25 protein-coding genes are annotated in these 21598 nt (G+C 70.6%); 8 read left to right on the forward strand and 17 right to left on the reverse strand.

The genetic code is table 11. The features are described 5' to 3' along the window. Positions 1 to 7: 7 nt before the first annotated feature. Positions 8 to 616, reverse strand: coding sequence for a glyoxalase (locus ACGFK0_RS17055; protein WP_392905766.1), 609 nt, complete (start codon positions 614 to 616; stop codon positions 8 to 10). Positions 617 to 748: 132 nt separating this feature from the next. Between ACGFK0_RS17055 and ACGFK0_RS17060 the strand changes: the two genes are divergently transcribed. Continuing rightward, positions 749 to 1096: a winged helix-turn-helix transcriptional regulator gene (locus tag ACGFK0_RS17060; RefSeq protein ID WP_392905769.1), complete on the forward strand. Its 348-nt coding sequence runs from the start codon at positions 749 to 751 to the stop codon at positions 1094 to 1096. A 58-nt stretch (positions 1097 to 1154) separates the two neighbouring features. Here ACGFK0_RS17060 and ACGFK0_RS17065 read toward each other — a convergent pair whose 3' ends face one another. The 6 genes from ACGFK0_RS17065 to ACGFK0_RS17090 all read right to left on the reverse strand — a co-directional run bounded on the left by ACGFK0_RS17065 (position 1155) and on the right by ACGFK0_RS17090 (position 6384). After that, complete coding sequence (locus ACGFK0_RS17065; protein ID WP_392905771.1) at positions 1155 to 2108, reverse strand: lysophospholipid acyltransferase family protein; 954 nt, start codon at positions 2106 to 2108, stop codon at positions 1155 to 1157. A 13-nt stretch (positions 2109 to 2121) separates the two neighbouring features. Then, a complete protein-coding gene (locus ACGFK0_RS17070; protein ID WP_392905773.1) occupies positions 2122 to 3129 on the reverse strand; it encodes an NAD-dependent epimerase/dehydratase family protein in 1008 nt (335 codons plus the stop codon). 50 nt (positions 3130 to 3179) lie between these two features. Continuing rightward, a complete protein-coding gene (locus ACGFK0_RS17075) occupies positions 3180 to 3278 on the reverse strand; it encodes a 30S ribosomal protein bS22 (RefSeq protein ID WP_018654693.1) in 99 nt (32 codons plus the stop codon). 402 nt (positions 3279 to 3680) lie between these two features. Continuing rightward, positions 3681 to 3884: a helix-turn-helix domain-containing protein gene (locus ACGFK0_RS17080; RefSeq protein WP_131877351.1), complete on the reverse strand. Its 204-nt coding sequence runs from the start codon at positions 3882 to 3884 to the stop codon at positions 3681 to 3683. A 395-nt stretch (positions 3885 to 4279) separates the two neighbouring features. Then, positions 4280 to 5173, reverse strand: a complete 894-nt coding sequence (locus ACGFK0_RS17085; protein ID WP_392905777.1) for a phosphatase — start codon at positions 5171 to 5173, stop codon at positions 4280 to 4282. Then, positions 5170 to 6384, reverse strand: a complete 1215-nt coding sequence (locus tag ACGFK0_RS17090) for an acetoin utilization protein AcuC (RefSeq protein ID WP_392905779.1) — start codon at positions 6382 to 6384, stop codon at positions 5170 to 5172. Before ACGFK0_RS17090 ends, ACGFK0_RS17085 begins: the two co-directional genes overlap by 4 nt. Positions 6385 to 6527: 143 nt before the next feature. On the opposite strand from ACGFK0_RS17090, the gene ACGFK0_RS17095 reads away from it, so the two are divergent. Further along, entirely contained in the window at positions 6528 to 7559 is a 1032-nt protein-coding gene (locus tag ACGFK0_RS17095; protein WP_392905781.1) for an alpha/beta hydrolase, read from the forward strand. A 5-nt stretch (positions 7560 to 7564) separates the two neighbouring features. Here the strand turns inward: ACGFK0_RS17095 and ACGFK0_RS17100 are convergent, their stop codons facing one another. The 9 genes from ACGFK0_RS17100 to ACGFK0_RS17140 all read right to left on the reverse strand — a co-directional run bounded on the left by ACGFK0_RS17100 (position 7565) and on the right by ACGFK0_RS17140 (position 14519). Beyond that, complete coding sequence (locus ACGFK0_RS17100; protein ID WP_392905783.1) at positions 7565 to 7726, reverse strand: ABC transporter permease; 162 nt, start codon at positions 7724 to 7726, stop codon at positions 7565 to 7567. A gap of 169 nt (positions 7727 to 7895) precedes the next feature. Continuing rightward, the gene (locus ACGFK0_RS17105) at positions 7896 to 8330 is read right to left on the reverse strand and encodes a hypothetical protein (protein ID WP_392905786.1); all 435 of its coding nucleotides are present in this window, start codon (positions 8328 to 8330) and stop codon (positions 7896 to 7898) included. A gap of 62 nt (positions 8331 to 8392) precedes the next feature. Beyond that, positions 8393 to 9187, reverse strand: a complete 795-nt coding sequence (gene proC / locus ACGFK0_RS17110; protein WP_392905788.1) for a pyrroline-5-carboxylate reductase — start codon at positions 9185 to 9187, stop codon at positions 8393 to 8395. A gap of 56 nt (positions 9188 to 9243) precedes the next feature. Further along, positions 9244 to 10164 (reverse strand): proline dehydrogenase family protein, encoded by a 921-nt coding sequence (locus tag ACGFK0_RS17115; RefSeq protein WP_392905790.1) that lies wholly within the window; start codon positions 10162 to 10164, stop codon positions 9244 to 9246. A 98-nt stretch (positions 10165 to 10262) separates the two neighbouring features. Further along, positions 10263 to 11399: an LCP family protein gene (locus ACGFK0_RS17120; RefSeq protein ID WP_392905793.1), complete on the reverse strand. Its 1137-nt coding sequence runs from the start codon at positions 11397 to 11399 to the stop codon at positions 10263 to 10265. Between the two features lie 113 nt (positions 11400 to 11512). Next, a complete protein-coding gene (locus tag ACGFK0_RS17125; RefSeq protein WP_392905795.1) occupies positions 11513 to 12247 on the reverse strand; it encodes an ABC transporter permease in 735 nt (244 codons plus the stop codon). Further along, the gene (locus ACGFK0_RS17130) at positions 12244 to 12975 is read right to left on the reverse strand and encodes an ABC transporter ATP-binding protein (protein ID WP_392905797.1); all 732 of its coding nucleotides are present in this window, start codon (positions 12973 to 12975) and stop codon (positions 12244 to 12246) included. The genes ACGFK0_RS17125 and ACGFK0_RS17130 overlap by 4 nt, the downstream gene beginning before the upstream one ends. 72 nt (positions 12976 to 13047) lie before the next feature. Beyond that, the gene (locus ACGFK0_RS17135) at positions 13048 to 13638 is read right to left on the reverse strand and encodes a TetR family transcriptional regulator (protein WP_392905799.1); all 591 of its coding nucleotides are present in this window, start codon (positions 13636 to 13638) and stop codon (positions 13048 to 13050) included. Further along, positions 13635 to 14519 carry a sugar phosphate isomerase/epimerase family protein gene (locus tag ACGFK0_RS17140; RefSeq protein ID WP_392905801.1) on the reverse strand — a complete coding sequence of 295 codons (885 nt, stop codon included), beginning with the start codon at positions 14517 to 14519 and terminating at the stop codon, positions 13635 to 13637. Before ACGFK0_RS17140 ends, ACGFK0_RS17135 begins: the two co-directional genes overlap by 4 nt. A 157-nt stretch (positions 14520 to 14676) precedes the next feature. On the opposite strand from ACGFK0_RS17140, the gene ACGFK0_RS17145 reads away from it, so the two are divergent. From ACGFK0_RS17145 to disA, 4 genes are all read left to right on the forward strand, one after another. Beyond that, positions 14677 to 15387 carry a class I SAM-dependent methyltransferase gene (locus ACGFK0_RS17145; RefSeq protein ID WP_392905803.1) on the forward strand — a complete coding sequence of 237 codons (711 nt, stop codon included), beginning with the start codon at positions 14677 to 14679 and terminating at the stop codon, positions 15385 to 15387. A gap of 44 nt (positions 15388 to 15431) precedes the next feature. Then, positions 15432 to 16547, forward strand: a complete 1116-nt coding sequence (locus ACGFK0_RS17150) for an alpha/beta fold hydrolase (RefSeq protein ID WP_392905807.1) — start codon at positions 15432 to 15434, stop codon at positions 16545 to 16547. A gap of 37 nt (positions 16548 to 16584) precedes the next feature. Continuing rightward, positions 16585 to 18096, forward strand: coding sequence for a DNA repair protein RadA (locus ACGFK0_RS17155; RefSeq protein ID WP_392905809.1), 1512 nt, complete (start codon positions 16585 to 16587; stop codon positions 18094 to 18096). A 113-nt stretch (positions 18097 to 18209) separates the two neighbouring features. Beyond that, positions 18210 to 19292 (forward strand): DNA integrity scanning diadenylate cyclase DisA, encoded by a 1083-nt coding sequence (disA, locus tag ACGFK0_RS17160; protein WP_392905811.1) that lies wholly within the window; start codon positions 18210 to 18212, stop codon positions 19290 to 19292. A gap of 63 nt (positions 19293 to 19355) precedes the next feature. Here disA and ACGFK0_RS17165 read toward each other — a convergent pair whose 3' ends face one another. Further along, positions 19356 to 19973, reverse strand: a complete 618-nt coding sequence (locus ACGFK0_RS17165; protein ID WP_392905813.1) for a hypothetical protein — start codon at positions 19971 to 19973, stop codon at positions 19356 to 19358. 68 nt (positions 19974 to 20041) lie between these two features. Here ACGFK0_RS17165 and ACGFK0_RS17170 point away from each other — a divergent pair, with 68 nt between their 5' ends. Further along, on the forward strand, positions 20042 to 20938 hold the full coding sequence (locus tag ACGFK0_RS17170) for an A/G-specific adenine glycosylase (protein ID WP_392905815.1): 897 nt from the start codon (positions 20042 to 20044) through the stop codon (positions 20936 to 20938). A gap of 73 nt (positions 20939 to 21011) precedes the next feature. Beyond that, complete coding sequence (locus ACGFK0_RS17175; protein WP_392905818.1) at positions 21012 to 21593, forward strand: Uma2 family endonuclease; 582 nt, start codon at positions 21012 to 21014, stop codon at positions 21591 to 21593. The last annotated feature ends 5 nt before the right edge of the window (positions 21594 to 21598 follow it).

Here is a 21598-nt window from a genome sequence, read left to right on the forward strand (position 1 = left end):
TGCCCGCTCACGGTCGGCGCCACACGAAGCCGTCCGGGTCGGTGAAGGGCCCGGCATCGCCGCCGATCACGAGGCGGTGCGATCCGGTGCCTTCGGGAGCGACGCCGGCGACCTTGGCGAGGGCGCCGCGCTTGTTCAGCGACAGCTTGACGGGACTCGACGGGGCGGCGAACTCGACGTACTTGCGGCCATAGCTCTTCGTCACGGCAAGGCCGCGGTTGACGTAGAACCGCTTGCTCTCGGCCACGTCCGCGACTCCCAGCTGGAGGACGATCTCGTCAATCTGCCGGGAGGCCGGGCCGGTGTCCTTCTTCGCCGACGACGCGACCGTCCAGATGGTCCCGTCCGGGGCCTGGACGACGCCGCCGTAGCCCCAGAGCGACTTCTTGGCCGACTTCAGCGACGTGGCGCCGGCGTCGAGGGCGGCGTCGACAAGGGCGTCGGCATCGGCGGGCTGGGCCACGATGAGCGACACCGCGAACCCGCGGAAGCCGGTCGTCGGTGCGTCCGAGGCCCGCAGGCGCAGCTGGGCGCCCAAACCGAAGGCAGTGGCGTAGAACCGCTCGGCGGCCACGTGGTCGTCCACTTCGAGAGTGATGGATTCGATGGAAGCCATGGCGGTCACGCTAGGCGCGACCCGGTTCCCGTGCTTCTCGATTTCTGATCGGTCTGGTCATGTCTCCCCATGCATGGCGGCATGATCGACGCTGGTCACGTGACTGACTTTTGAGTAACCACGCACTTCGAAGTGCGTTACATCTGTGCCCTTGACGCCGCGATGGACGTCGTCGGGGGGAAGTGGAAAGCGCTGATCCTGTGGGCGCTGGACGAGCGGCTCCACCGGTTCGGCGAGTTGCGCCGCAGCCTCCCCGGCGTCAGTGAAAAGGTGCTCACCCAGCAGCTACGCGCGCTTGAAGCGGACGAAATCGTCCGGCGGACCGTGTTCGAGGAGACCCCGCCCCGGGTCGAGTACGAGCTGACGGACCAGGGCGTTGCGCTCTACGCGGCGCTCGGTGCCCTGGGGGAATGGGCCACCCGCCGCATGGACGAACTCGACATCGTCCCCACCCACGGCAAGGACCAAGCCGAGGCGTGAACGCACGGCCCGCCACCGGCCCGGCGACGCGAACGGCCGAGGTGGCACCAGAGGCCGGTCAGAGGAAGGCGGGCCCTCGGCGGAGGAGGGTGTCGTAGAGCATCTGCTGGACGTTCTCGCGGACGTGGTCGGTGATGTTGAAGACCGTCATGGGGTCGTCGGCGGCGTCGGCGTCGTACTCGTCCAGGGTCATGGGCTCGCCGAACTGGATCATCCATTTGGACGGGAGCGGGACGAGCCCGGCCGGGCCGAGGAGCGGGAACGTCGGGGTGACCGGGAAGTACGGGAGGCCGAGGAGGCGGGCCAGCGGGCGCAGGTCGGCGATCTTGGGGTAGATCTCCTCGGCGCCCACGATGGCGCACGGGACGATGGGGACGCCGGAGCGCAGGGCGGTTCCGACGAAGCCGCCGCGCCCGAAGCGCTGGAGCTTGTAGCGGTCGGAGAAGGGTTTGCCGACGCCCTTGAAGCCCTCGGGGAAGACGCCGACGAGTTCGCCCTTGCCGAGCAGGCGGGCGGCGTCGGCCTGGCAGGCGAGGGTGTGCCCGGCCTTGCGGGACAGGTGCCCGAGCAGCGGGATCTGGTACACGAGGTCGGCGCCGAGCAGGCGGACCTGCCGGTCGGCGTGGTCGTGCAGGGCGACCGACAGCATGAGCGCGTCGAGGGGGACGGTGCCGGAGTGGTTGGCGACGAGGAGGGCGGCGCCGTCCGGGATGTTGTCCACACCGGCGAGTTCGACGCGGAACCAGTGCTCGTAGAGGGCGCGGGCGAGGGGCAGCAGGACGGTGGAGTTGAACTCCGGGTCGAAGCCGAACTCGTCGACCTCGTACTCGCCGGACAGGCGGCGGCGCAGGAACGCCAGGCCGGACGCGATGCCGCGCTCGAACGGCCCGTGTTCGGAAGGCCCGTGTTCGGAGCGTCCCGGCGGCTCGTCGTCGCGGCGGGCCGAGGCCAGGCGGATGACCCGCGCGCCGTCGTCGTTGCCGTCGTCGTCCTTGCGGTGGGCGTTCATCATCCCGGGCTCCCCTTCATGGACGTCCGAACAGGGAGGTCAGGCGGCCGTGGCCGAAGCCCTGGGCGTCGGCGAAGTCGGCGAAGGCCGCCTCCGAGCCGTACTTGGGACGCCACGACAGTTCGTCCTGCAGGGCGGTGGTGTCGATGACCCGGCCGTAGGTTAGCCAGCGCAGGAGCTCCGGCGAGAACCCGGACAGCCCCGCGAACCGCCGTCCCACATCGCCGAGCACCGAGATGGACGGCGACGGGACGGGCAGGTAGGGACGTCCGGCGCGGCGGAGCGCCTGGGACAGCAGCAGGACGCCGTCTCCGGCGACGTTGTAGCAACCGGGATGGTCCTCGACGGTCATGCGGCGCAGCACCTCGACGCCGTCGTCCTCGTGGACGAACTGCAGCCGCGGGTCGAAGCCCAGCACCGTCGGGACGACCGGCAGGTGCATGTACCGGGTGAGCGGGGAGTCGACGCCGGGGCCGAGGAAGTTCGCGAACCGCAGCACCGACACGGTGAGATCGGACCGGCGCCGCATCAGCCCCCGGACGTAGCCCTCGACCTCGACCGCGTCCTTGGCGTAACCGGACGTGGGCGCCTCGACGGGCTCGTCCCGCTCGGTGAACACGGCGGGGTCCATCGGCGACGAGCCGTACACGGCGGCCGAGGACCGCACGACGAGCTTGCGCATGTCGGGCGAGCGCTGGCAGGCCGCGAGCAGCTGCATCGTGCCGATGACGTTGAACTCTTTCGCCTTCGCCCGCGGGACGGACGAGGAGGTCACCAGGTTGAGGTGCACCACCGTGTCGACCCCGGCCGACGCGATGATGTTCGCGATGCTGGGCGTGCGTATGTCGACGCGGACGAACTCGGTACGGCCGAGCGACATTCCGGGCGTCGGCTCGGGCGGCACCGTGTCCACGCCGATGACACGCTCGATGCCCGGTTCGGCTTGCAGGGTGTTCGCGACCCGCGCCCCCAGGAAACGGGACACGCCCGTGACGAGGACGACACGGGCCGCGGCGGCGGGCATCGAGGACACTGTGCGCCCCACCCCTTACGGCTTACTGGCCGGCGTGACTACTACTTCTTGTTGCGACGCTGGATGCGCGTCTTCTTCAGCAGCTTGCGGTGCTTCTTCTTGGCCATCCGCTTGCGTCGCTTTTTGATGACAGAGCCCACGAGACCTCGCTCGGCGTATCGGGTGTAGTGCAGGAGACGGGCGTGCCGCTGGCGAGCGTCACTCGAGGCGCGCGCACGGTCCGCGGCCCAAGACTACCGCTGTACAGGGGGAGATCACGCCGTGCCCCGGGCCGCGGCGCGCTGCCCGGCCCGCGTGTGCGGGCACACGGAGGCCGGCACCGCGCGTCGCGCGGCGCCGGGTACCGTTCCGCACGGGCGGGCATGGCGGGTGGCCACCGGGTGGTGGCCACCGCCCGTCCCGTTCGGTGTCCGGACCGTTCTGCCGGTCCTCGTCCTGCTTCCCCAGCTTCGGGACGTTCCCGGGGGTCCGTCCCGATGCCCCCTGCGCGGCCGGGTGTGGAGTATGCGGCGGGGTTGTGGCTCATGCCCCGCCCTTACCCGTTATCCGGCTTCGATGTACGCGTCGCGCAGGTAGTCGTGAACGGCCTGCTCGGGAACCCGGAACGAACGGCCCACGCGGATCGCGGGCAGCTCGCCGGAGTGGACTAGGCGATAGACGGTCATCTTGGACACCCGCATCACCGAGGCCACTTCGGCCACGGTCAGGAACCTGACCTCGCTCAGAGGTCGCTCGCCTGAGGTCATCGGACGCCCTCTTCCACACGTGCCGCGCACCGGCCCTTTGGGTGACTTTGATCACGCACGTGTACTTCCTCCAGCGTAAATCGCGTATCGGCAGTCGCAAGAGGGGAGTTCCGCACATTTCCGTATCCGGACCTCACCGAAGGGCCACAGTGCTGATTCCGTACAGAGCGTGGACGCGACCACACAGGGAGTGGCGCAAGGAGTGGCCCAGCGAACGGTTGTCAACCGGGACCCCGCGCTGACCTGCGGTTCCGCTGTCCCCGATGGCGTCCCGCAAGCCCATCAGTCACGTTACGGCCGCCCTGTCACACGCAGTGACCCCCGGGACGGCATCTGGGCCGCATTCGGCGGTACGACGCCGGCCGGGGCGGACGGACGCGTGGGGGCGAGCGGGGTCAGCGGGGCGCGTACAGACCCGCGTGATCAAGGATGTACGCGGTCAGAGGCGCATAGTGGTGCGGAGCGATGCCGTCGTCGAGCGGGACGACGACGTCGATCTTGCCTTCGGCGGCGCCCGCGAACAGCGCCGGATCATTACAGTCAGCGAACCCGACGGTGTCGATGCCCGCCTGCCCGGCGGCCCCCGCCCAGCCGTGATCGGCGATGGCCAGATCCGGCCAAATATCAGGTTTAGCTTCCGCGTCGCCCCCAGAAGCAGTATTGGGCAGCTCGCCAACGGTCAGCTCGCGGAGCATGGCCTGCATCGGGTGCGGGTCGTGCGTGTGGTGCGTCCGCCGGTCGTCGCCCTCCAGCATCGCCACCCCGGGCTCGGCGTGGACGATGCGCCGCAGTTCCAGGCCGCCGTAGCCGACGTCGATCTCGTACGTCCAGCCCGCCGCGGGCGTCAGCACCCGGCAGCCCGCGTCCGCCAGCACCTGCGCGACCGCCTGGTACAGCGGCGTCAGCGTCGCCGGATGCCCCGTCGCGATCACCACGTTCTCCCGGCGGCGTGCCGCGAGGCCGATGCGCTCGCCCATCGCCTCAAGGGTGTCGAGCGTTATCTCGGGGTCGATGGTGTCGTCCCCGTAGATGTGCCGGGGATCGGGGTCGACGCCGCAGCGTTCGACCATCATCTCCAGCACGGTCTGCTCCGTCCACGACGGCTTCAGATCCAGGCCGAACTGGTAGTACGGGTGGCCGGCCGCCATCCGCCGGTAGTGCAGCAGGTTGTTCTGCCGCGGCGTCGCCACACCACCGGCGATCATCGTCCGGACGAGGTGGGCGCGCAGTTCGTCCCTGCTCGGCGCCGGCTTCGGTGCGGCCGCCCGCGGTGTCCCGGTGGCCGTCATTCGTCCGTCATCGGGTCGAGTCCGTGCTCGGGGAACACCGCCCGACGCGTCGCCAGCACCGCCTGGTCGATCGGATTGGCCGGGTCGTAGCCATTCCCCCACCTGCTGACCTCCACAACGTCCGTCCCGTCCGTCATCCGGCGGGGGGCGATCTCCTCGGTCCGCTGCCGGGCGAACGCGCGCCAGTCCTCCGGCGTCGGCGTGTCCGGCGGGATCGGCCCGCCCGCCGCCTCGGCCAGAAGGTGCGTCCACGCCCTCGGCACGACCTGGACCAGTTCGTAGCCGCCGCCGCCGGTGGCGATCCAGCGGCCGCCCGCGGTCTCGTGCGCGAGCCCGTGCAGCATGCCGTAGGCGGTGCGCTGCCCGTCCACGCTGAGCGTGAGGTGCGCGAGCGGGTCGAGCGCGTGGCCGTCGGCGCCGTGCTGGGTGACGAGGACCTCCGGGCGGAACCGGCGCAGCAGCGGCGGGACGATCGCGTCGAACGCGCGCAGCCACGGCCGGTCGCCCGTGCCGGGCGGCAGCGAGATGTTGACGGACGTGCCCTCGGCTCCCGTCTCGTTGGGGAAACCGGTGCCGGGGAACAGCGTCCGGGGCGTCTCGTGCAGGCTGATCGTGAGGACGCGCGGGTCGTCGTAGAAGGCGGCCTGGACACCGTCGCCGTGGTGGACGTCGATGTCGACGTAGGCGACGCGCCCGGCGCCGTTCTCCAGCAGCCACGCGATCGCGATGGCCGGGTCGTTGTAGACGCAGAACCCGCTCGCGGCGCCGCTCAGCGCATGGTGCAGCCCGCCGGAGATGTTGACGGCGTGCTCGGCGCGTCCCGTCCACACCGCCTCGGCGGCGGCGACGGAGGCGCCCGCGACGAGGGCGGACGCGTCGTGCATGCCGAGGAACACGGGGTTGTCGGGAGTGCCGATGCCGTACCGGATCTCGGGGAGCCCGGTCGCGCCCGCGTGCTTGACCGCGGCGATGTAAGGCTCCTCGTGGACGAGCCGGAGCAGTTTGTCGCTCGCCGCTTCGAACTCCGACACCCGCACGTTGGGACGGGCCAGGACGCCGAGTTCCCGGGCCAGCGCCATCGTCAGCTCGACGCGCACGGGGTTCATGGGATGCCCGGGACCGAAGTCGTAGGAGATGAGCCGCTCGTCCCAGAAGATCTCAAGCCCGCAGCCCTCGGGCGTGGAGGGCGGGGACGATGCGGCGCTGCTCATGACCTCACGGTATCGCCTTCGTCACGTGACCTGGTCCACAAGGATCCGTGGGGAGCGGCCTTCCGCGACGAACTTGTGACGTGAATTACACACCGAATATGGGCATACCGATAGCACGTCATTTACCTACAGATGGGACGTAGATGGGGCCGAGCGTTCGCAGCCGCGCGATCAGCAGCGCGCTCCGCATGGGCGTCCGCCCCATCATTCACCGCGTCCCCGGCCACGCCGTCGGCATCCGCACCGCCCGCTCGACGGTCGACGCCGCGGCGCTGCTGATGCGGACGGGCTCCCGGGTCCGCGTCCTGCCGCTGAACGACCCGCAACTCGGAACCGGCCGGGACGAGCGTCCCATCACCGGCGAGTGGATCGTTTCCCGCGAGCGGGCCGACTCCGGCGAGCGGGCCGTTTCCCGCGATGCCGAGGACGCCGCCGGAGGCGCTGCCGGGGGCGCCGTCCTGTACCTTCACGGCGGCGGCTACGTGGTGTGCTCGCCGCGCACGCACCGTCCGATCACGTCGCGGCTCGCTCTCGACACGGGCCTGCCGGTCCTGGTCCCCCGGTACCGCCTCGCGCCCGAGCACCCGTTCCCCGCGCCGCTGGAGGACGCCGTCGCCGCCTACCGGTGGCTCCTCGCGCGCGGCGTCACCGCGTCCGGCATCGTCCTCGCGGGCGACTCGGCCGGCGGGCACCTCGCCGCGGCGCTGGCCGGCGAGATCTGCCGCCTCGGGCTGCCGGGCCCCGCCGGGCTCGTCCTGTTCTCCCCCTGGGTCGACCTGACCTGCGAGATCTCCCTTCGCGCACAGCAGCGCGCCCGCGACCCGTACATCAGCGCCGTCTCGGCGCGCCGGGTCGCCCGCCTCGTAGTGGGGCCGGCCGGATTCGACGACCCGCGGCTGGCCCTGCTCACCTGCGCGTGGACGGACACGCCGCCCGTCCTCATCCAGGTCGGCGGCGACGAGGTTCTGCGCCCCGAGGCCGAGGCCCTCGCGGACGCCCTGACGAGCGCCGGGGCGGACTGCGAACTCCAGGTCTGGGAGGGGCAGATGCACGTCTTCCAGATCCTGAACCGCGTCCTGCCGGAGTCCGCCGCCGCGATGCGCGACGCGGGCCGCTTCATCCGCACGGTCACGGCGCCCCCCGCCGCGGAACGGTCCGGGGCCGAAGCCGCCTGAACGTCTCACTCCGTGCGCAGGGCGACGACGGGGTCGAGGCGTCCGGCGCGGCGGGCGGGGAAGACGCCGAAGAAGATGCCGACGGCGGCGGAGACGGCGAACGCGACCGACGGGGACCACCAGCACGCGCTGAGACCGCCCGCGAGCAGGGCGCCCGCCACCAGCACGGGGACGTGATGTCCGCCGCGTGGGCGGAGGCGGGAGGCCGCCCAGGCATCGTAAGGGCGGCACCGGCCGAACCGGGGTGACTTGCCCGTTATAGGCCCAATGAGGCCAATCGTGCCGGTGGGCCAGTTCTTGCCGGGTGGGGCACATCCTGCCAGTGGGTCAGGCGGGTCAGACGTGACCCGCCGGTTCGCGTTCCAGGACCTCTTGGGACTCGCGTTTCCCTCGTCCCGCGAAAAGGAACCCGGCCAGGGCGGCGAGAGCCGCGACGCCCTCACCGACCAGGCTGATCGTCTTCTCGGCGTACCAGACCGGCTCGTACATGGCGGGCAGCGGGCCGAGAGCGCCCACGTCGACGTAGTAGTAGAACACGAGTGCGCCGACCGCACTGGCCGCGACGAGGAACGCCAGCGCGTACGCCCAGCGGGTCGCATACGTGAGGATCACCACGGCGACGACTCCGGCGACCGCGGCCTGGATGCGGAAGAGCAGGTCGCCGCCGATGGCGCCGCCCTCCACGAAGGCCATGTCGGGCGCGAACACCCAGTGCACGTAGGCGTCCGCCGCCAGTCCGGCGGCGACGAGCAGGCGGAGTATGAGTCCCATACTTCCTAACACGGGGGAAACCCCCCGATCGGCTCAATGTTCAAAGATGAACTTTTCGGGGTTCAGCCGCTCGCCAGTTCACGGCCGCGGTTGCGGGCGGCCTCGATGGCCTCCAGCACCGCGGCGCGGACGCCGTGCCGCTCCAGTTCCCGGATCGCCGAGATCGTCGTCCCGCCGGGGGACGTGACGGCCTCGCGCAGCAGCACCGGATGCTCACCGGAGTCGCGGAGCATCACCGCGGCGCCCACCGCCGACTGGATGACCATCTCCAGCGCGGCGGCGCGGGGCATGCCGAGCAGGATGCCCGCGTCCACCATCGCCTCCACCAGGTAGTAGAAGTAGGCGGGGCCGCTGCCGGACAGGGCCGTCGCGCCGTCCTGGAGCGACTCGGGAATGCGCAGCACCTTCCCGACCGGGGTCAGCATCTCCTCGGCCAGCTTGAGGTGCTCCTCCCCCGCGTGCGACCCGGCCGAGATCACGCTCATCGCCTGGTCCACGAGGACGGGCGTGTTCGACATGACGCGGACGACGGGGACGCCGTCCGGCAGCCGGTCCTCGACGAACCCCGTCGTGATGCCCGCCGCCATCGAGATCACCAGCCGACCGGGCGGGACGTGCGGCCCGACCTCGTCCAGCAGGACGCCCATGTCCTGCGGTTTGACCGCCAGGATCAGCGTCTCCGCCTTGGCCGCCGCCTCCGCGTTCGGCACGATCTCGATGCCGTACCGCTCGCGCAGCAGCACCCCGCGCTCCTCACGGCGCACGGTCGCCATCAGCTCGGACGGGCGGCGGCCGGCCCGGAGAACCCCGGACAGCAGCGCCTCGCCCATCTTCCCGGCACCCAGAATCGCGATCATCGGCATACCTTGACGTGGGGTTTCAACGACCGGTCCAGCCTATAGCCGGGCCGGGGTCAGGATCGCCCGGCCAGGGAGCGCATGAGGAAGCGCAGGTTGGCGGGCCGCTCCGCCAGGCGCCGCATGAAGTACGGGTACCACTCGCGGCCGTAGGCGACGTACACGCGGACCTGCGCGCCATGCGCCGCGAGCCGCCGCTGCTCCTGCGGACGGATCCCGTAGAGCATCTGGTACTCGAACGACCCGGCGTCCCTTTCGTGCAGGACGGCCAGCGCGCCCGCGATCTCGATGAGCCGCGGGTCGTGCGTGGCCAGCATCGGGTAGCCCCCGCCGGCCATCAGCACCTTCATGCACCGCACGTACGACCTGTCGATCTCTTCCTTGTCGGTGAAGGCCACCGCCGTGGGCGCGGCGTACGCGCCCTTGCACAGCCTGACCCGCGAGCCCTCGTAGGCGAGTTCCGCGCAATGCTCCTCTGCCCGGCGCAGATACGACTGGATGACGGCCCCCACATCGGGGAAGTCGCGCCGCAGTTCGTGAACGACCCCGAGGGTCGAGTCGACCGCGGTGTGCTCCTCCATGTCGAGAGTGACCGTCGTGCCGGCGGAACGGGCGGCCGTGCAGATCCGGCGCGCATTGCTCAGCGCCAGGTCATCGTCGAAGGTCTGGCCGATGGCGGAGAGCTTCACGGACACCTCCGCCCTTGCACCGAGACCGGCGGCACCGAGCCGCTGCAGAAGCTCGATGTAGTGCTGGACGTTCGCCTCGGCCCGTTCCTTGTCGCCGGTGTCCTCACCCAGGACGTCCAAGGTGACGAGCAACCCCTCACCGGTCAGCTCACCGGTGACGTGCGCCGCGTCCTCGATCGTCTCACCGGCGATGAACCGGCGGACGACATCACCGCTGAACGGCGCGGTCTTCACGACCCAGCGCACGCCGCCGCTGCGCGACGCGACGAGCAACGCCTGACGAAGCACTGTGCGAACCCCTTGTCGCCCCTTGCCGACCCTTTGCCGACCCTGATGTCCCCGATCCTGACGCCTCCGACCAGGTTATGCCCGGTCGAGACTCACGATCACGAGACGGTGCCGAGGCTGTTGCCGCCGCCGTGCTGCTTGACGTATTCGGGCATCCTGGCCGTCTTGACCGCTTCGAACAGCGCTTTCGCCTTCGCCGCGTTCAGGAACACGACGCTCTGCTTGCCGCGTCTGCCGGTGCCCTTGTGCGGCGTCGTCATGAACATCACATCGGACGCCCGCACGTCCCGCATGCTCACCGCCAGTGACCGCAGGTCGCCCGCCGACACCCCCGCGTCCACGCTGATCGACTTGGTGAGCGCCGACAGGAACCGGTCGAGCTTCAGCGGGTTGGTGAGCGTCCCGCGGTCCGCGGCCTGCTTGGCGAGGGCGCCGAGGAACGCCTGCTGCCGTTTGATCCGGTCGAAGTCGCCGTTCGGCAGGTTGTAGCGCTGCCGGACGAACAGCAGCGCCTCCTCCCCGTTCAGCTTCTGCTTTCCCGCCGTCCACCGCTTCTTGCGGGCCGGGTCGTACACGCTCTGCTTGATGTTGACGGTGACGCCGCCGAGCGCGTCCGTCATCGCCTTGAACCCCTCGAAGTCGATCGCGCCGTAGTGGTCGATCCGGATGCCGATGAGGTTCTCGACGGTCTCGATCAGCAGTTTGGGTCCGCCGTACGAGAACGCGGCGTTGATCTTCTGGTTGCCGTAGCCGGGGACCTCGACCCACGAGTCGCGCGGGAACGAAACGATGTAGGCCTTCTTCCGGTCCGCCGGCAGATGCAGCAGCATGATCGTGTCGGTGCGCTGCTGACCGGGCTTCCAGACGTCGTTGCCCTCGCCGGTGGTCGCGTTCTGGGCCCGGGAGTCCGACCCGACGAGCAGCCAGTTCTCCGTCCCCTCCACGTTCGGGCCGGGCCTGTTCGCCCCGTCGTCCGGCATCACGCCTTCGATGCGGTCGATGTTGCCGTTGTAGGACGACTGCCGCTGCCACACCAGGCCGCCGAGGCCCGCCACGACCAGCGCCACGAAAACCCCGACCGCGATCAGGACCCTGGGCCACCGCCGCTTGCGCGGACCGGTACCGCTGCCTTCCCCCCAGAACGCCGAATCCTCCGGCGTCCCCCCGGCACCGCCCGGGCCTGCCTCATCGGGCTGCTGCGACGCGGGCGGTCCGGGAAGATCTCGGGCGGTCATGGCGCCGAAGCTACCAGCCGACCCGAAGCGAGACGGCCCGCTTCACCCCAGGTGTCCGATTCAGGCGACCCCGCCCGGCAGGTAAACCCCGGCCCGCCCCCGCGGGTCCCCGGTCACGGAGTCCGGCGGCGGAGGGTCACGGCGCCCAGGACGAGGGCCACCACCGTGAATGCGGCGATCACGGTGACGTCCAGGGTGAGCGTGCCGGTGAACTCGGCACTGAAGCTGATCTCCTGCATGCCTTCGACCGCGTAGGAGAGCGGCAGGACATCGGAGATCGCCTGCAGCCAGGACGCCATGTCCTCGCGGGGCATGATCAGCCCGCACAGCAGCAGCTGCGGCAGGACGAACGCCGGCATGAACTGGACGGCCTGGAATTCCGTCCGGGCGAACGCGCTGGCGAGCAGGCCGAGCGCCATGCCGAGGAGCGCGTCCAGCACGGAGACCAGGATCAGCGAGCCGAGCGAGCCGTTCAGGTCGAGGCCGAGCCAGGTCAGCGAGATCACCAGCACGACGCCGACCTGCACCAGCGCGATCAGGCCGAACGCCAGGGCGTAGCCGAGCAGCAGGTCGAGCTTGCCGAGCGGCATGGTCATCAGCCGTTCCAGGGTGCCGCTCGCCCGCTCGCGGAGCGTGGCGACGCTGGTCACGACGAACATGACGGTGAACGGGAACAGGCCGAGCAGCATCGGCCCGATCCGGTCGAAGAGCATCGGCTCGTCGAACACGTACCGCAGCAGGATCATCAGCAGGGCCGGCACGCCGATCAGCAGCGCGAGGGTGCGGTGGTCGTGCTTGAGCTGCGCCAGGATGCGCCGCATCGTGGCGAGCGTGATCGCGAGGCTCATGTCGGGCTCCCCGCCTTCTCGGCGATGAGGTGGAGGAAGGCTTTTTCGAGATCGGACGTGCCGGTGCGGGAGCGCAGGCCGTCCGGTGTGCCGTCGGCGAGGATGCGGCCCTCGCGCATCAGGAGGAGCCGGTCGGTGCGGCCGGCCTCGTCCATGACGTGGCTGGACACGACGAGCGTGGCGCCGTCGTCGGCCAGTTCGCGGAACATCTCCCACAGCTCCTGGCGCAGCACCGGGTCGAGGCCCACGGTCGGCTCGTCCAGGACGAGCACTTCGGGGGCGCCGAGCAGCGCGACGGCGAGGTTGGTGCGGCTGAGCTGCCCGCCGGACAGCGTCGCCGCGATCTGGTCGCGGCTCGACCCGAGCCCGACCTCGTCGATGACGCGGGCCACGTCGGTGCGCGGCGCGCCCAGGACGGACGCGAAGTAGCGCAGGTTCTCGGCGACGGTCAGGTCTGCGTACACGGCCGGTGTCTGCGTCGCGTATCCGACGCGCCGCCGCAGGCCGGCCGATCCGGCGTCCTCGCCGAGGACTGTCACCGCTCCGCTTTCGACGATCTGGACGCCGACCAAGGCCCTCATCAGGGTGGTCTTCCCGCAGCCGCTCGGGCCGAGCAGTCCCACGACCGAGCCGCGCGGCACGTCGAAGGTGACCCCGTGCAGCACCTCGCGGCCGCCGCGGACGACCCGCAGGTCCCGCACGGTCACCGCCGGACTGGAACTCATCATGTGTTGAATTTATGCGGACACAAAGGTGCGGTCAAGGGGATCGCGGGTTCTGGATAGCGGGGATTCCTCGGCTCAGGAGGAGAGGTAGCGCTGCAGGGTGGGGGCGACCAGCCCGACCAGTTCCTCCTCCGACGCGGAGGCCATCGGCTCGATCCGCAGCACGTAACGCAGGATCATGATGCCGATCATCTGGCCGGCCGCCGCCTGGATGGCCAGCCAGGGCGCATCCGTGGCCTGCTTGGCCCGCCCGAACAGGGCGGACGCGATGAACTCGCGCATCAGCGCCGCCGCGCGCTCGTTCGTCATCGCCGAACGGAGCATGGCGAGCAGCGGCGCGCGGCGCTCCTCGTCGTGCCACACGTCGAGGAACGTGTGGACCATCGCCTCGCCGAGCCGCTCCCTCGGGTAGGACATGATGCGCGGCAGCAGGACGGACGGGTCCATCGGGAAGCGCATCGCCTCGACGAACACGCCCTCCTTGTTTCCGAAGAAATGGTGGACGAGGGCGGGGTCGACCCCGGCGGCGCGGGCGATGGCGCGCAGCGAGACGCCGTCGTAGCCCTTCTCGGCGAACAGGTCGCGCGCCTCGGCGATGATCTTCTCGCGGGTCTCGGTCGGGCCGGGACGCCTCCCCGGGCCCCGCGACACACCCGGAGCGGTCACCTGACGCCCCGGCGGGTGACCTCTCCGGCCGAGGTGACCTCCCAGGTGTGGGGAGCCGCGGCGAGATGCAGGCGGGCGAACGCCAGCGCCTCGGCGAGGTCCTCCACCCGCTCGACGCGGCTGGACGCGCGGCGCGTGTTGATCTCCAGGACGATGTGCCCGCGGAAGCCGTCCTCGGCGAGGTTCTCCAGCAGCGCCCCGCACGGCTGGTTGCCCCGGCCGGGCACGAGATGCTCGTCCTTGTTGGTGATGCCTATGCCGTCGGCGAGGTGGATGTGCCGCAGCCGGTCGCCGAGGCTTCCCGTCATGTCGAGGGCGTCGGAACCGGAGACGGCGGTGTGGGACAGGTCGATCGTCACGTACGGGAAGTCCTGGTCGACGGGATTCCAGTCGGGCAGGTACATGCCCGCTTCGGCGCCCCGCGCCTTGAGCGGAAACATGTTCTCGACCGCGAACAGCACGTCCGTCTCGTCCTGCATGCGGGCGAGGCCCTCAACGAACTCCTTGGCGTAGTCGCGCTGCCACCGGAACGGCGGGTGGACGACGACGACCTCCGCGCCCAGTTCCTCGGCGACCTCCTTGGAGCGGACCAGCTTGCCCCAGGGCTCACGTCCCCAGACCCGCTGGGTGAGCAGCAGGCAGGGCGCGTGAATCGACTTGATGGGCACCTGGTGGTAGTCCGACAGCCGGCGCAGGACGTTCAGGTCCTGGGACGAGGCGTCCATGGAGACCATGACCTCGATGCCGTCGTAACCCAGCAGCGCGGCGATCTCGAACGCGCTCGGTACCTTCTCCGGGTACACCGAGGCGGTGGAGAGTGTGATCGGCGCGTCCGGTACGCGGAGGGCCGGTGATGAGACGCCGTTGTGCTGCGGAGTCAAGGCTTCCTCGCCAGGAATGGTCGCTAGGTGATGGTCGTAGGTGACGTTCACAGGGGCGATGTACGCAAGGAAAGCCTATGCGGCCACGCCGGTGATGAAACCCTCGCCCCACGTGATCCTGCTTGCTCTCCGAGCCGGGTGGCTACCCTCGGTTTCCGTGGCCGAGATCGCCCGGGGCGCCGTGCCGAGCCCCAACATCTGGAACTCTCCCCAGATCTACGAGTTGGAGAACCGTGCCGTCGATCCCGACGGCGTCCTCGCGGAGGCGATGCGCGCCATCCGTCCGTGGAAGGGGGCCGACGTCCTGGACCTCGGCTGCGGCACCGGCTACCACCTGCCGTTCTTCGCCGGGGACGCGAACCGGGTGATCGGCGTGGAGCCGCACGCGGGCCTGGCCTCGGCGGCCGCGCGCCGGACACGGGATCTGCCCAACGTCACCGTTCGTGTCGGCGCCGCCCAGTCGCTGCCGATTCCGGACGCCTCGGTCGACGTCGTCCACGTCCGCTGGGCGTACTTCTTCGGCCCGGGCTGCGAGCCGGGCCTCGCCGAACTCGACCGGGTCGTCCGGCGCGGCGGCGCGGTGTTCATCATCGACAACGACGCCACGCGGTCCACGTTCGGCCGCTGGTTCCGGGGGAGCCTGCCGGAGTACGACCCCGAGGCCGTGGAGCGCTTCTGGACGCGGCGCGGCTTCGCCCGCGAGCCGCTGATGATCCGGTGGTCGTTCGAAAGCCGGGACGATCTCGCGGCCGTCCTGCGGATCGAGTTCCCACCCGACGTCGCCGACGCCTGCCTGCGCGAGCAGGACGGAAGGGCGGCGCCGCTTGAGGTGGACTATGCCGTTAATTTGTGGTGGCGTTGCCCCTGAAGTTACTGACTGGTCGGTCATTGCAGCAACGGGAGGAGCGGACCATGGGCCGTGCCACCAGGATGAGCCGTGTCGCTCTCGAAGGGACGACCTCCCGGAGCCGGGGCGCCGCCCATGGGAGCCTCCGCGGCCTTCTGGCCGCCGCCGCGCTCGGCGCGGCCGGCGCCGGAGCCGGACTGGCCGTCCAGCGCCGTGCGATGCGCCGCCTGCAACTGCGCCCCGACCCCTTCGCCGGTGAGCCGTTCGGGTCGCTGCGCGGCCGTCCCGTCCCCGTCCGCGCCGACGACGGCACCCGCCTGTACGCCGAGATCGACGGCGACGACCGCACCGACCTCGCCGTCGTGTTCTGCCACGGCTGGACGCTCACCCAGGACTCGTGGCATTTCCAGCGCAAGGCCCTGCGCGGCCTCGGCCGCCTCGTCTTCTGGGACCACCGCGGCCACGGCCGCTCCGACGGCGGCGCCCGCGAGGGCTACGCGATCCCCCGGCTGGCCTCCGACCTCGCCGCCGTGATCGACGCGACCGTCCCCGCGGACACGCCCGTCGTCCTCGTCGGCCACTCCATGGGCGGCATGACCATCCTGCGCTACGCCGACGAGAACCCCGGCCTGGCCGGACGCAAGATCGTCGCCACCGGGCTGCTGTGCACGTCGTCCGGCGGCCTCGGCGAGGTCACGCTCGGCATGCCGGCGCTGCTGGCGCGCACCGGCCACCGCCTCGTCCCCCGCGCCCTCGGCGCGCTCGGCGCGGGCTCCGGCGCCATCGAGAAGGTGCGCCACCTCAGCCGGGACTCCGCCACCCTCATCGAGGACCGGGTCGCGTTCGGCCCCGACGCCAGCCCGGCGGCCGTCGCGTTCGCCGAGCAGATGATGGCCGAGACCCGGATGGACGCCTTCGCCGACTACCTCCGCTCGATGATCACCCTCGACCTGATCAGCGACTGCTCGTCGCTCACCGGCGCCGACAACCTGGTCATCGGCGCGGAGAACGACATGCTCACCCCCGTCGAGCACAGCCTCAAGATCGCCGGTTGTGTCCCCGGCTCCCGGCTGGAGGTCGTCCCGTCCGCCGGCCACATGGCGATGATGGAGCGTCCCAGCAGCGTCTCCGACCACCTCGGCGACCTGATCGAACGCGCCCGCAAGTCGCTCGCCTCCTGACCGCGGCTGTCACACGTGACCTCTACGCTTTCGGCGCATGGCGAAGGCTAAGACTGCGAAGGCGACCTACCGCTGCTCCGAGTGCGGCTGGCAGACGTCCAAATGGGTGGGGCGCTGCGGCGAGTGCCAGACGTGGGGGACGGTCACCGAGGCGGCGTCCGCGACGCCGGCGCGGGTCGTGGCGGCCGGGCCGGTCAGCGCGCCGGCGCGTCCGATCGGGCAGGTGGACGTGCGGTCCGCGCAGACGAGGCCCACCGGCCTGGACGAGCTCGACCGGGTCCTCGGCGGCGGCATCGTACCCGGGGCCGTGCTGCTGCTGGCGGGCGAGCCGGGCATCGGCAAGTCGACGCTGCTGCTGGAGGTCGCCGCACTGGCGTCGACGCAGTCGGGCGTTCCCACACCGCGCGAGCCGGCCGAGTCGGATCAGGCGCAGTCGGATCAGGCGCAGTCGAATCAGGCGCAGTCGGGTCGGGCCGCCAAGCCGGACAACGGGAACGTGCTCTACGTCACGGGCGAGGAGTCGGCGGAGCAGGTGCGGCTGCGCGCCGACCGCGTCGGGGCGATCACCGACAAGCTCTACTTGGCGGCGGAGTCGGAACTGTCCGCCATTCTCGGCCACATCGACACGGTGAAGCCGGGGCTGCTGGTGGTCGACTCCATCCAGACGATCGGCACGTCCGAGGCGGACGGGGCCCCCGGCGGCGTCACCCAGATCCGGGAGGTCGCCGCCAACCTCATCCGCGTCGCCAAGGAACGCGGCATCACCGTCGTGCTCGTCGGCCACGTCACCAAGGAGGGCGCGATCGCCGGGCCGCGTCTCCTGGAACACCTCGTCGACGTCGTCCTGTACTTCGAAGGCGACCGGCACTCGCGGCTCCGCATGATCCGCGCCGTGAAGAACCGCTACGGGCCGACCGACGAACTCGGCTGCTTCGACCTGTCCGAGGTCGGCATCGTCGGCCTGCCCGACCCGAGCGGGCTGTTCCTCACCCGGCGGGACGAGGCCGTCCCCGGCACCTGCGTGACCGTCACCCTGGAAGGCCGGCGCCCCCTGGTCGCCGAGGTGCAGTCGCTCGTCGCGAAATCGCACCTGCCGGCGCCGCGGCGCGCCACGTCCGGGTTGGACACCTCCCGCGTCGCGATGGTCCTCGCCGTCCTCGCCCAGCGCTGCAAGATCTCCATGCACGAGCAGGACGTCTACGTCTCCACGGTCGGCGGCGTGCGGCTCACCGAGACGTCCGTCGACCTGGCCCTCGCGCTCGCCGTCGCGGGCGCCTCCGTCGAGCAGGCGCTGTCGACCAGCCTGATCGCGCTCGGCGAGGTCGGGCTCGCGGGCGAGGTCCGCGTCGTGCCCGGCGTCCAGCGGCGGCTCGCCGAGGCCGCCCGGCTGGGGTTCAAGCACGCCGTCGTCCCCCGCGGCTCCCTCGAACTCGCCGACGGATCCCCGCTGAAACGCGCAGACCCGCAGCTCAGCAGCTATGAGGGCATGAAGGTCATGGAGGTCGACAGCCTGAAACAGGCCCTCCAAGTCTCCTTTACGGCGCCGTAACACGAGTCACGCCAGAGTATTACTCCACGGGACCCGCGCTTGCGACCTGGGGAGGAACCAGCGCGCGGCCCTCCTCGGTAAACTGACGCCGTCCAGCGACCTCCGGGGGTCAGGTGCCATCACACGACAAGGGTCATGACGAACGACGCCGCGCCACATTGGCCGCGGTGGCCCCGGGCACCCAGATCCGCGACGGACTCGAGCGGATCCTACGGGGCCACACCGGCGGCCTGATCGTGCTCGGCTACGACAAGACGGTCGAGGAAGTGTGCTCGGGCGGCTTCGAACTCGACGTCGAGTTCTCCGCCACCCGGCTGCGCGAGCTCGCCAAGATGGACGGCGCGATCGTCCTCGACGGCAGCCACAGCCGGATCGTCCGCGCCGCCGTCCACCTCGTGCCGGACTCGACCATCCCCACCGAGGAGTCGGGCACCCGCCACCGCACCGCGGAGCGCGTCGCCCGCCAGACCGTCTACCCGGTCATCTCGGTCAGCCAGTCGATGCACATCATCGCGCTGTACCTCGACGGCATCCGCTACGTCCTCGAAGACTCCGCGGCCATCCTCTCCAAGGCCAACCAGGCCCTCGCCACCCTTGAGCGGTACAAGCTGCGCCTGGACGAGGTGTCCGGGACGCTCTCCGCGCTGGAGATCGAGGACCTCGTCACCGTCCGGGACGTCAGCGCCGTCGTCCAGCGGCTGGAGATGGTGCGCCGCATCGCCGACGAGATCGAGGGCTACGTCGTCGAGCTCGGGACGGACGGCCGGCTGCTGTCCCTGCAGCTCGACGAACTCGTCTCCGGCGTCGACGTCGACCGGGAGCTGATCGTCCGGGACTACCCGTCCGACGACACCCGCGCCCGCGGCGTCGCCGCCATACTGTCCGCCCTGGACACGCTGTCGGCCAACGAGCTGCTCGACCTGTCCACCGTCGCCGAGGTGATGGGCTTCTCCGGCCCGGACGCCCTCGACCTGCCCGTCAGCCCCAAGGGCTTCCGGCTCCTCGCCAAGGTCCCCCGGCTGCCGAGCATGGTCATCGAACGCCTCGTCGAGCACTTCGGCAACCTGCAGAAGCTCCTGGCCGCCAGCATCGACGACCTCCAGGCCGTCGGCGGCGTCGGCGAATCCCGGGCCCGCAGCGTCCGCGAGGGCCTCTCCCGCCTGGCCGAATCCTCGATTCTGGAACGTTACGTATAGCCCGGATCGTCCGGCGGCCATGCGATCACCGTGGTGACGGCGGGCGCGTCGACGTGGGCGGGATCAGCGCAGGTGGAAGATCTGCTTCTTGGCCTTCTGGCCCTTGAGGCCGGCCACGTAGGTGCCGGGGCGGGCGGAGGTTCCGCCGTCGCAGCCGCGCTTGCGGTCCCAGGTGACGGTGTCGACGTAGGGGATGCCGCGCTTGAGGGTCGCCTTGGGCGAGCCGCCGGGGCGGCATTCGGCGGACGACCAGATGCCGTCCGAGCCGGACGTGATGCGGACGTCCAGCGAACCCGTGTCGAACGTGCAGGAGCCCTTCCCCGCGTTCACGACGGTGATCCGGAACTCCGGCCGCTCGGAACCCGCGTAGGCGGTTTCGGAGGCCGACAACGTGAAGACGAGGTTCTCGCTGTCGCAGGGGCCGCCGTCGTCCACCGGTTCCGGCTCCGGGGTGGTCGTCACGGTGACGGTCACCGTCGGCATCACGGTCGGCGGCGGAGGCGGACTCTTGCCCGAGACCGCGACCGCGTTCGCGTTCCGGACCGGTTCGTCCGCGTTGCCGGTGCAGGCCCAGGCCAGCATGCCGACGACGCCGAGCACCCCCGCCAGCGCGACCGCACGGCGCCGCCAGTACCGATCGAGTCCAGAATCGTCCGAGTCACGTTCAGTACTCGCCCCCATGCGGTCAGTATGCATTCAGCGATCCCGAAAGAGGGGACGACCCGCCGCGTGCCACAATGGCGCGCGCCATGAATCCCATCCTCCGGACGCCGCCCATCACGGCCTACACCGCCCCGATCCTCGACTGGTACGAGGCGAACGCCCGTGACCTCCCCTGGCGGGCGCCGGATGCGACTCCCTGGGGCGTCCTGGTCAGCGAGATCATGCTTCAGCAGACCCCGGTCTCCCGCGTCCTGCCCGTCTGGGACGCCTGGATGGCCCGCTGGCCCACGCCTGCCGCGCTGGCCGGCGAACCGTCCGGCGAGGCCGTCCGTGCGTGGGGGCGGCTCGGCTACCCGCGCCGCGCGCTGCGCCTGCACGAGAGCGCCCGCGCGATCACCGAACGTCACGGCGGCGAGGTCCCCTCGTCGCACGAGGACCTCCTGGCGCTCCCCGGCATCGGCGCCTACACCGCGGCGGCCGTCGCCAGTTTCGCGTTCGGGCAGCGCCACGCCGTCCTCGACACCAACGTGCGGCGCGTCCTGGCCCGGCTCCTCTCCGGCGAGGAGTATCCGCCGAAGTCGCAAACGAAGGCGGAGGTGAAACGCGCGGAGGACCTCCTCCCGGTCGATCCCCCGACCGCCGCCCGGTGGGCCGTCGCCGTCATGGAACTGGGCGCGCTCGTCTGCACCGCCCGCACACCCCGCTGCGCCGACTGCCCGGTGTCCGGCAAGTGCGCGTGGCGGCTGGCCGGCCGTCCCGCCTATGACGGGCCGCCGCGCCGAGGCCAGACGTACGCGGGAACCGACCGCCAGTGCCGGGGCCGCATCCTCGCCGTCCTCCGGGACGCCGAGGGCCCGGTGACGAAACCGGCCCTCGACGTCGTCTGGCCGGACGCCCTCCAACGCGAACGCGCCCTGGACGCCCTCATCGCCGACGGCCTGATCGACCCCCTGGACGACGGTCGCTACGCCCTGCCCACCTGATCAGGCGCGCCGGACACATGACGTGAACACGGCGTGTCACCATATGATCGGTGTGACGACGTAGGAGGATGTCATGGCTAGCGAAGCCGAGTTCATTCCCCCGTGGCTGCGCCCCCCACCCGAAGGCTGGACCGCCGAGCACCTGGATGAGCTCCCCCCCAACGCGCCACGCATGGAAATGATCGACGGAGCGCTCATCATGATGTCCCCCCAGACGAGTTTCCATAGCCGAGTGGTCCGGCGACTGGCCAACGCGCTGGAGGAGGCGGCGCCGGACACCGTCGGTGTAGAGACTGAGATGACCGTGAAGCTCGCGAGACGGCAACGGCCAGAACCCGACATCATCGCTTTCCGCCCGCAGATGGCCGACCCAGAACGTAGCCGGACCTACTACCAGCCGGAAGAGGTGGTCCTCGTCATCGAGGTCGTATCCCCGGAATCCGAGGAGCGCGATCGCGAGACCAAACGCATGAAGTATGCCAAGGCGGGGATCCAGCACTTCTGGCTCGTGGAGAACGAGAGCGGGAAGCCCGTGATCCACGTGATGGAACTCGGCACGACCGGTGCCTACGTGGAGACCGCGATCGAGCGTGAGCGGCTCAAGCTGGATGTTCCGTTCCCGATGGACATCGACGTCAAGGCGCTGAGCCGCTGAACCCG

Origin of the sequence: Spirillospora sp. NPDC048823 (assembly GCF_043198445.1) — a bacterium.
Lineage (GTDB): Bacteria > Actinomycetota > Actinomycetes > Streptosporangiales > Streptosporangiaceae > Spirillospora.